The following is an 8,214-nucleotide window of genomic DNA, read 5'->3' as shown; positions in this document are numbered from 1 at the left end:
CGGTGGGGCTGTACAGGGGGAGGAGGCCGGTCCCTCGCCGCTGCCGCCAAGACCGTTCACTGAACGTTCCACAGCCGATGAATTCGGCGGCGTGTGGCCTCTGGGCCGTTTCTGCTGGACACTGCGTGCGACATGCGCACTCCGGGGCAGCGAGCCCGCGCTCTCGGGCGGGGGTTCATCGGGTGGTTCTTCTTCGTGGGACTCATCCTGGCCACGCCGGGCATGGCCCTGGACCCCCAGCGTCGTGTCTCGCAGTACAGCCAGGACATGTGGCGCAGCGACGACGGGCTGCCGCAGAACAGCCTGCTGTCCATGGTGCAGACGCGCGACGGCTACCTCTGGCTGGGCACGTGGGAGGGGCTAGCCCGTTTCGACGGCGCGCGCTTCACCGTGTTCGACAAGCGCAATACGCCGGAGCTGCGCAACCACACCATCAAGGCGCTCGCGGAGGATGCGTCGGGCACGCTGTGGGTGGGCACGGGCCAGGGGTTGGTGGCGTACCGCGATGGCCGGTTCGAGCGCGCCCCGGGCGCCGCCGGGCCGCTGGAGACCGCGCGGGTGGAGACGCTGGTGGCGGCGGATGGCTTGCTGTGGGTGGGCACGACCGCGGGGCTCTGGCAGGTGCGCATGGGCGAGAGCGTGACGCGCCAGTACACGGTGGCGGATGGCCTGCCTGCCTCCCACATCACGGCGCTGACGCCCGGGGAGGGCACGTCACTCTGGGTAGGCACGCCGGAGGGGCTGGCCCGGTGGGTGGATGGGCGCGTGGAGCCGGCGCCGTTCCCCTTCCCCGGGCCGGAGTCCCGGCCCTATGTGATGGCGCTGCGTCGCGATGCGACGGGCGTGCTCTGGCTGGGGACGAAGGCGGGCCTCTATTCGTGGAATGGCGTGGTGGCTCAGCGCTTCACGACCGACGATGGCCTGCCATCCCTGTCCGTCAACGCGCTGTACGCCGACGGTGACGGCAACCTCTGGGTGGGCACGCATCGCGGCGGCCTGACGCGGCACAACTCGAAGGGCTTCAGCGAGCCGGTGCCCGGCATGGAGTGGATGGCGGAGTCCGCGGTGCTGTCGCTGCTGGAGGACCGGGACGGCCACCTCTGGGTGGGCACCTATTCGGGCCTGATGCGCCTGCGTGACGGTCCCTTCGCCACCTATGGCATTCCCGAGGGGCTGGCCGACGAGACGGTCAGCGCCGTGCTGGAGGACCGCCGCGGCACGCTGTGGGTGGGGACCACCAGCGGCCTGTTCCGGTACGAGGACCGCACGTTCCACCACGTGGGTACCGAGCAAGGGCTTCCGGAGAGCGTCATCCCCGCGATGCACGAGGCGCATGACGGGACGCTGTGGGTGGGCACCCTCACCGGTGCATACCGGTATGACGGCCAGCGCTTCACGCGGGTGTCGCGCGCGCAGGGGCTGCCGCACGACGTGGTGACGGCCATCCTGGTCGACTCGCGGGGGGACACGTGGCTGGGCACGCAAGCGGGCCTGGCGCGGATGCATGGCGGCGGCGTGACGGTGTACGGCCCGAAGCACGGCTTCACCAACCCCATCATCGTCATGGTGGAGGACTCGCGCGGCCGGGTGTGGTTCGGTTCGGACACGGGGCTGGTGCGCTGGGACGGTGAGCAGAAGGGCTTCCAGCGCTTCACGCAGCAGGACGGGTTGCCGGGCGACCTGGTGCTGGCGCTGCACGCGGACCCTGACGGGACGGTGTGGGTGGGCACGGAGACGGGGCTGGGCCGGTGGCGCGAGGACACCTGGGCGCGCTTCACCGTCGCGCAGGGCCTGTACGACGACGCGGTGTTCAGCCTGGTGCCGGACGGGGACGGCTCGCTGTGGATGAGCAGCAACAAGGGCGTGTCCCGCGTGTCCCGGCGTGACCTGGAGGACGTGGCGGCGGGCGTGCGCCCGCGCTTGACGACGCTGGACTTCGACACGCGCGACGGCATGCGCAGCGCGGAGTGCAACGGCAACACGCAGCCGTCGGCGTGGCGGGGGGAGGACGGGCGGCTGTGGTTCACCAACCTGCGCGGCGCCATCGTGGTGGACCCGGTGCGGGTGCGCGAGAGCCGGCAGCCGCCCGAGGTGCGGATTGAAGAGGTGCGCGTCCAGGGCGCGCCGGTGCCGATGGAGGGGCCGGTGGAGCTGGAGCCCGGGGCCTCGCGGCTGGAGATTCGCTTCACGGCCTTCACGCCGGTGGACGCGGCGCGGCTGCCCTTCCGCTACCGGCTGGCGGGCCATGACGACACCTGGGTGCACGCGGAGTCGCGGCGGGCCCTGTACAACGGCCTGCGGCCCGGCAGCTACCGCTTCGAAGTCCAGGCGAAGGGTCGGGACGGCGGGTGGACCGAGCCGGTGTCCCTGGACGTCGTGTTGGAGCCGAAGCTGTGGCAGCGCACGGGCTTCTGGCTGCTGTGCGTGCTGGGCGTGGGGATTCTGGGCGTCAGCGTGTACCTGCTGCGCGTGGGGCAGTTGAAGGACCGCGAGCGGTGGCTGGCGGAGCGCGTGAAGGACCGCACGCAGGCGCTGGCGCGGGCCAACGCGGAGCTGGAGGCGAACATGCGCACGCTCCGGCAGGCGCAGGCGCAGCTCGTGCAGACGGGGCGGCTGGCGGCGGTGGGACAGCTCGCGGCGGGCGTGGGGCACGAAATCAACAACCCGCTGGCGTACATCGTGTCGAACCTGGAGCACGCCAGCGAGGAGGCGGACGCGCTCGCGCGGGAGTTGGACGGGACGCGCGACGTGGGCGCTCGCTTGAAGGATGTGAATCAGGCGCTGCGTGACGCGCTGCTGGGCGCGGACCGGGTGCGGCGCATCGTCCAGGACTTGAAGATGTTCTCCCGGCCGGATGACGAGAAGCAGGGGCCGGTGGAGTTGCACGCGGTGCTCGACTCGGCGGTGAAGATTGCCATGGGCGAGCTGCGCCCACGCGCGAAGCTGGTGCGCGACTACGGCGACGTGCCGCGCGTGGAGGGCAACGAGGCGCGCCTGGCACAGGTGTTCCTCAACCTGCTCATCAACGCGGCGCAGGCGCTGCCGGAGGGACAGGCGGAGTCGAACGAGGTGCGGCTCATCACGCGCAGGGGCCTGGATGGGCGGGTGGTGACGGAGGTGCGCGACACGGGCAGCGGGATTTCGCCGGAGCTGCTCGGCCGCATCTTCGACCCCTTCTACACGACGAAGCCGGTGGGCGTGGGCACGGGGCTGGGGTTGTCGCTGTGCCACGCCTACCTGACGGCCATGGGCGGCACCATCGCCGTGGACAGCGAGGCCGGGCGGGGCTCGGTGTTCCGCGTGACGCTGAGGGCTGCGGCGGAGGCGCAGCGGGTTGGCGGGGACGGTGCCTCGGTGGAGCCTCCCGCGACGTCGGAGCGAGCCGTGCCGGGGACAGCGGTGCCTGTGACTCCAGCGTCTTCGGGACACATCGCAACGGCGCCCGATGTGTCTGTCGAGCACGGTGTGGCGGCGAGCGACGCGACCGCGATGCGCCTGCGTGGCGAACCGGACTCGGCGTCGCGGGCCGCTGCTCCGGAGCGGGCGCAAGGGGCTGAGGGGGGCACCACGCCTCCACAGGCGAAGTCCACGGACGGCCGGGCAGTGGATTCCGACGCCCCGGCGGCGAGCCAGGAGAACGGAGGGCGGATGGCCGCACAGGACGCCAGTGTCACATCCGGCATGTCACGGTCCTCGGAGGCGGGCACCGTGGGCTCGCCCCAGGGAGCGCCGTCGTCCACCCACGCGAGCGCGGACGGGCCGCCTCCAGACCGCGTGGGCGAGGATGGACGGCCCTCCGCGACCGAGGCGGCAACGCGAGGCCGCGTGCTGGTGGTGGACGACGATGCCCTGGTGAGTGGCGCCATCCGCCGCACCCTCGCGCGAGAGAACGACGTGGATGTGTTGGTGAGCGCGCGGCGGGCCCTGGAGAAGCTGACCGGGACAGAGGCCCGTTACGACGTGGTGCTCTGCGACCTGATGATGCCGGAGATGACCGGGATGGACCTGTACGATGCGCTCGCGCAGGTGGACTCGCGAGCGGCGGAGCGCATCGTGTTCATCACCGGCGGCGCCTTCACGGCCACCGCGCGGACATTCCTGGAGCGCGTGGGCAATCCGCGCGTGGAGAAGCCCTTCGACCCGGAAGCCTTGCGTCAGCTCGTCCGGTCCGAAGTGGCGCGTGCTCGCCGGGAGGCTTCGGGCCGGGCGGCATAGCTCCCGGCCCGGCGGTGTCAGAGGTCCAGCACCAGCCGCTTGGAGCGGGCGCGTGACACGCAGACGAGCATGCGCTGGTCACCCGCGGGCTCCGCCTGGAAGAAGGTGTCGCGGTGGTCGGGCTGGCCGTCGCAGACCCGTGTGACGCAGGTGCCGCACGTCCCGGCCTCGCAGTCACTGGGGATGCGCACCCCGTTGCGGCGCAGCACGTTGAGCACCGACTGGCCAACGGGCACCTGCAGCACCTGGCCCGTGCTGCGGATGGTCACCTCGAAACCCTGCTCCTCCCGGCCCGTGGCGGCGCTGGTGCCCTCGGCGGTGAAGGACTCGAAGTGCACCTTCTCCCAAGGCCAGCGGTGCAGGGTGGCCGCGTCGCGCACGGCTTTCATCAACCCCGCGGGGCCGCAACAGTACAGCCGGGCCCCCGGCAGTCGCGTGGCCAGCAGTCCCTTCACGTCCAGGCCCCGGGCCGGGTCCCCTCCGTCGAAGGAGAAGCGCACGTGCTCGGCGAAGGGCGCCTGGGAGAGCAGCTCGCGGAAGGCGGTGCGGCCGGGCTCGCGCGCGCAGTAGTGCAGCGTGTAGTCCGCGCCGGTGCGCTGGAGCGTGCGCGCCATGGACAGCATGGGGGTGATGCCGATGCCTCCCGCCACCAGCACGTAGCTGCGCGCGAACAGCAGGGGGAAGTTGTTGCGAGGAGGCTTCACCTCCAGCACGTCGCCCTCGTGTACCCGTTCGTGCATGGCGTTCGAGCCCCCGCGGCCCTTGGCGTCGCGGGCCACGGCGATGACGTAGCGGTGGGTCTCCTCCGGGTCGTTGCAGAGTGAATACGCCCGCAGGAAGTCTCCCGGACCTGGGACGCGGACCTCCAGGTGGGCGCCGGCCTCGAAGGGGGGCAGGGTGCCTCCCTCCGTCGCGACCAGCTCGTACGACAGGATGTCCTCGGCCTCGCGAGTCACGCGCGCGACCCGGACGCGCAGGATGTCATTCATCACGGTGCTCTCCCTTCCCCAGTCCCACCAGCGGCGCACCCCATCCTCCCGAGGTACGGTGGCACGGACATTGGCCCGCGAAACGCCCACGGGTGATTGCCCGGGAGTCTCGGAGTCCGTCGCATCCCCAGCGGCGTGGCGGGTTGCCCGTTGAGCGGCCGCGCGGCCAGGCCGTCCATGCGCCGCTCGCGCATCCAAGCGGCGTCATCCCCACCATCCACGACATGCCGCGCTGCGCCAGGACGCCAGCGGCCAACGAACTCTCAGGGAGGTGAGTCCATGGATGCCATCGCGTTGCTGAAGGCGGACCACAAGACGGTGGAGCAGTTGTTCCGGAAGTTCGAGAAGGCGGGCCCCAATGCACACAAGTTGAAGCGTCGGCTGGTGGACCAGATGGTCACCGAGCTGGCCGTGCACGCCGTCATCGAGGAGCAGGTGTTCTACCCCGCGGTTCGTTCACGCTCGGAGGAGTTGGGGCCGGACGTGCTGCGCTCGCTGGAGGAGCACCACGTGGTGAAGTGGCTGCTGGCGGAGCTGGACGGAATGTCCCCGGAAGCCGAGCGTTTCGACGCGAAGGTGCAGGTGTTGATGGAGAACGTGCGCGCGCACGTCCTGCAGGAGGAGAGCGACCTCTTCCCGGCGTTGAAGAAGGTCTTCCGTCCGCAGGAACTTCGGACGATGGGCGACGTGCTGGAGATGTCGCGGAAGGCGGCGCCCACGCGGCCGCACCCGATGGCGCCGGACACGCCGCCCGGCAACCTGGTCGTGGGCGCGGTGTCGGCGGTGATGGACATGGGCCGGGATGCGCTGAGGGCCGCGCGGCGCAAGGCCACCACGAAGGTGCGTTCGGTGGCGAGCCGAGGCCCCGGTCAGGTGGTGCGGGAGATGGCCGGCGCCGAAGCCGCCGGTCCGTGACATTCCGCCGGGACAGGATTCCGGCCAGTCCGGCGCCCCTTCTTCCAGGAGGGAGAAGGAGCGCTCCGGGCACGAGCACGAGGAATATGAATGTCACCCGCTGACGGCCGTTCCAAGGGGTAAGGACGTTGCAGTACGACCCGCAGCGGCCCATTCCTGAGGAGGCACCATGTTCGCTCGACCTGTTCGACCCCTGTTGCTGACAGCGATGTTGCTCACTGGCCTGACGGCCTTCGCGCAGCCACAGCCCGTCTCCGCGCCGCGTGCGCAGGCCCCGGCGGGCATGCGGACGATTCGCGTGGAAGGCACCGGTGAGGTGAAGGCGCAGCCCGACGAGGCCTTCATCGACGTGGCGGTGGAGACGCTGGCGCCGAACGCGAAGGCGGCGGGCGAGCAGAACGCGAAGCGGATGGAGAAGGTGATTGCGGCGCTGACGTCCGCGGGCATCGCGCGGCGGGACATCCAGACGCGTAACTACTCGGTGTACCCGGAGTACGCGCCGCCGCTGCCGAACCAGACGGAGCCGAAGCTGAAGGGCTACCGGGTGAGCAACATGGTGAGCGTCCACGTGAAGGACCTGTCGCGGGTGGGGAACCTGCTGGACCAGGCCCTGGCGGCGGGCGCGAACCGGGTGGACTCGGTGCGCTTCGGGCTGAGCCGCCAGGAGGCGGTGCAGGGTGAGGCCCTGCGGCAGGCGGTGGCGCGGGCGCGCAAGTCGGCGGAGGTGCTGGCCGCGTCGCTGAACGTGAAGCTGGGGGCGGTGCTCGACGCGAGCACGGTGACGGAGCCGCCGCAGCTCTACCCGGCGCGCTTCGCGATGGCCGAGGTCGCGGATGCCCGCGCGATGGCGACGCCCATCCAGCCCGAGGAGCAGCGGGTGCAGGCGAAGGTGACGCTCATCTTCGCCATCGAGTAGTTCCGAGGGCCGTCGGGGGCTGGCCGGTGCCCCCGACGGGAGTGCGCGCGTCGAGTGGTGGGACGACGCGCGGCTTCTTCCCCTTCCTGCACGGCGGTTCGGACGAGCGCATGGATTGCTGTTCGAACTCTGCTCCCTCCGCTTCACGAAGGGGCTCGGCACGCCGTAGGCAGCCCCTCCGAGTTGCTCCTGCGAAAGCCCGAACCCGTCCTCGTGCGCTTTGTTGACGCGGCCCGGCCGTAGCGCTCATCCGCGCTGACGAACGAGACCAGGGCGGTGATTCGTCGAGCCGCATGGCCTGCTCCTCTTCACTGGCGCGCAGCCGCTCCGAGAGGGCTTCGTTGCGCTGACACACCCGCGCGGGAGGTCCTCCTCGGGCAGGCTTCAGGAGGATGCTGGCCGGCTGGTGCGTTCGAGGTCGAGGCATCCACGCAGGCTGAGATGCCGTGAGACGGAGCGCTCTACCGCCTCCCTGGTCGCCATCAAGGTGCGCCTTGGGACGCACTGGGTTCTCGGCCGCCAGGGCCATCCGCATGTTGAGGAAGAGACAGGCGCGGGCCGGTGCGGACCGGCCGTCGCGATGAACTTCCACACGCGGGGGGCACGAGCGCATGAGGGCAACGCGCGGTTGGAGGCTGATGGCATTCGGGCTGTTCGCCGTGTGGCTCGGTTGCGGCCAGCGGAGCGAGAGCCGGGGGCCTCCATCCGCGAGCGAGCGAGAAGGCCGCTCGGACGTCCTTCGCGGCCTCATGGCCTCACGCGAGCGGCCCCCAGAATCCGGGGCGCCTGGCTCCGGCTCGCTTCCCGTGGGCACGCTGGGGGCGGGGCAGGGCGGTTCGGGACGGCCAGCGCCCACGGACCAGCTCCATGGCCGCGTGGAGTGGGTGGGCGACAACGAGCTGCTCATCCGCGGCGATGACGGCGTGGAGTACGACGTCGGAGTGGATGACCAGACCCGCCTCTTCATGAAGGGCGAGCTCGTCACGGGCCTGCGGGAGTATCACGAGGGAGACGAGGTTCGTGTCATCTACGGCGATGGTCCCGGAGGTCTGGTGGCGCACCGCGTGGATGGGATGCCGGGGCCCGGTGCCGAACCACCGCGCCAGCACGAGTCAGCCCCACGCGGGGACACCGTGGGCCCAGGCGCGCCGCTCGATTCACTTCGCTGAAACCGAGGTC

General features: G+C 71.0%; 5 protein-coding genes. 4 read left to right on the top strand and 1 reads right to left on the bottom strand.

Annotated elements, in window-relative coordinates; genetic code table 11:
• Window positions 1-132: 132 nt before the first annotated feature.
• On the top strand, window positions 133-4,215 hold the full coding sequence (locus tag FL344_RS01205; protein WP_228564666.1) for a two-component regulator propeller domain-containing protein: 4,083 nt from the start codon (window positions 133-135) through the stop codon (window positions 4,213-4,215).
• A 17-nt stretch (window positions 4,216-4,232) separates the two neighbouring features.
• Here FL344_RS01205 and FL344_RS01200 read toward each other — a convergent pair whose 3' ends face one another.
• Window positions 4,233-5,204, bottom strand: coding sequence for a PDR/VanB family oxidoreductase (locus FL344_RS01200; RefSeq protein ID WP_141617185.1), 972 nt, complete (start codon window positions 5,202-5,204; stop codon window positions 4,233-4,235).
• A 279-nt stretch (window positions 5,205-5,483) separates the two neighbouring features.
• Between FL344_RS01200 and FL344_RS01195 the strand changes: the two genes are divergently transcribed.
• From FL344_RS01195 to FL344_RS01185, 3 genes are all read left to right on the top strand, one after another.
• A complete protein-coding gene (locus tag FL344_RS01195; protein WP_141589712.1) occupies window positions 5,484-6,119 on the top strand; it encodes a hemerythrin domain-containing protein in 636 nt (211 codons plus the stop codon).
• 169 nt (window positions 6,120-6,288) lie between these two features.
• Window positions 6,289-7,035 carry an SIMPL domain-containing protein gene (locus tag FL344_RS01190; RefSeq protein WP_141617172.1) on the top strand — a complete coding sequence of 249 codons (747 nt, stop codon included), beginning with the start codon at window positions 6,289-6,291 and terminating at the stop codon, window positions 7,033-7,035.
• Between the two features lie 638 nt (window positions 7,036-7,673).
• Window positions 7,674-8,204: a hypothetical protein gene (locus tag FL344_RS01185; protein ID WP_141617171.1), complete on the top strand. Its 531-nt coding sequence runs from the start codon at window positions 7,674-7,676 to the stop codon at window positions 8,202-8,204.
• The last annotated feature ends 10 nt before the right edge of the window (window positions 8,205-8,214 follow it).

This window comes from Myxococcus sp. AB036A, from assembly GCF_006547355.1.
Taxonomy (GTDB): Bacteria; Myxococcota; Myxococcia; order Myxococcales; family Myxococcaceae; genus Myxococcus; species Myxococcus virescens.
The sequence above is the reverse complement of the archived record's forward strand: the minus strand, read 5'-3'. Positions and strand labels throughout refer to the sequence as shown.